Source organism: Streptococcus mitis (assembly GCF_047462815.1).
In the GTDB taxonomy this organism is placed as follows: domain Bacteria; phylum Bacillota; class Bacilli; order Lactobacillales; family Streptococcaceae; genus Streptococcus; species Streptococcus mitis_DO.
On sequence record NZ_JASHFB010000024.1, the window covers coordinates 1 to 1,724 of the forward strand.

Consider the following 1,724-nt stretch of genomic DNA (forward strand, 5'->3'; position numbering starts at 1 on the left):
AAAGAGCCTGGGACAAAAGAGTTCTCGACTACAAAAAAGCTAGAGATTTCCAATAGCGGAACCCTAGCTTTTTAATTTTGAGTCGTTCTCTTATTGTATTTTAGGAGGTTATTGGCCATAAGTACCAATCCCATGTCAATTCTCACTTGACGCTTGCCCCTCAGATTACATCTCTTGTAACCCAAACAAGCCTTTATCTGCCCAAAGACAGGTTCCACATCAATCTTGCGTTGAGCGAAAATCTGTCTACCTTGGGGAGATAAAAGCGTCTGGCATTCTTTCGTTTTTAAGTGCTGATAGCGTTCATTCATATACAGTCCCTTTTGAGGGGCTGATTCAGGTTCATCAGCGTAGTAAACCTTGATTTCCTGTTGAAAGTCCGTCTGTGTTTTCTGATGTTTGGTATGGTGAAAACGATAGCACCAGCCATCAGGATGTGTGTAGCTATCCTCCTTGTCATTATAGTGCCAATTCGCTAAGTTTTTAGCTGACTGTTTATACCCTCTCTTTTGTTCCTTATCAAACATGGCATATTTAATCAGATGGTTTACCTGCTTTTCATCTAAACGAAGGAGATTCTCTTCACTTCCATATCCAGCATCTGCGACAACTGTCTTTATGTCATGCGGATAGGTTTCAAGTAAGGGTAGAAGAGTCTTAGTGTCTGTAGGATTTGAGAAGACATCATAGTGAAGAACAAATTGGTTTTCAGTAGCGATTTGAAGATTATAAGCAGCCTTGAGTTGGCCATTTTTCATATGATCTTCTTTCATCCGCATAAAAGTGGCATCTGGATCGGTTTTGGAAAAGCTGTTGCGACCTTCAAATGTCTCCTGATAACTCTCATATTTTTCAGCACGTACTGAAAAATCCTCTTTGACTTTACGCAAGACTTTCTTGAGTTTACGACGTTGGGTTTTACGTTCGTCCTTTCCTTTAACGGGTGTCTCCTCAATGTCCTGGCTCAGTTTTTCCAATTCTTCTTCAAGGACTTGAGAGAATTCAATCAACTGCTTTGAAGAAATTGCTTCTTCTTCATCCAGCTTAATAGCTTGATGGATAAGAGGAGTGATTTCTTCTTGAAAATAGACCTGTATCTGTTCTTGAAGTTTGGCGGAGAATTTCTCTGTCGCTTTCTTCCACACGAAACTATACTTGTTGGCATTGGCTTCAATCTTAGTCCCGTCAATAAACAAGCAATCTAAGGTCACTAACTCTTCCATTTTTAAACGAAGATTGAGGTCTATGAAAAGATTGCGAATGAGTTCTTCCATCCCTTCAGATACACGAAACCGATTGATGGTGCGGTAGCTGACAACCAACTGCCCTGTTAGGTATTGCATAGCGAGATTTTCAACCATCATTTTTTCAATTTTTCGACCAGAGAAAATCCCTTGTGAATAGGCAAATAGAAGAACAGATACAAGCATTTTAGGGTGATAAGACGGGCGACCAAAGGCATGATAGAAGGCATGGAAATGACAATCCTCCAAGGTATTTACCACTTTTTCAATCGTAAAGACAAGATGGTCTTGCGGCAAGAAAGAACTGATTTCTAGTGGTAAAGTTGTTTGATTTGTGTTATAGTGAATATGCATGGGATAGCCTTTCTAAATGGTTTATTGGGCAATTCTATTTTACCAAGACTATCGCAACCATGCAAAAAAGCAACGGCAAATCCGTTGCTTTTTTTGGAGATAAAAGACTATTGTCCCAGACTCTTT

The 1,724-nt window shown here is 39.7% G+C and carries 1 protein-coding gene; it reads right to left on the minus strand.

Annotated features, from left to right (window positions below):
• Window positions 1-71: 71 nt before the first annotated feature.
• On the minus strand, window positions 72-1,598 hold the full coding sequence (locus tag QM865_RS09090) for an IS1182 family transposase (protein WP_414306502.1): 1,527 nt from the start codon (window positions 1,596-1,598) through the stop codon (window positions 72-74).
• Window positions 1,599-1,724 lie beyond the last annotated feature (126 nt).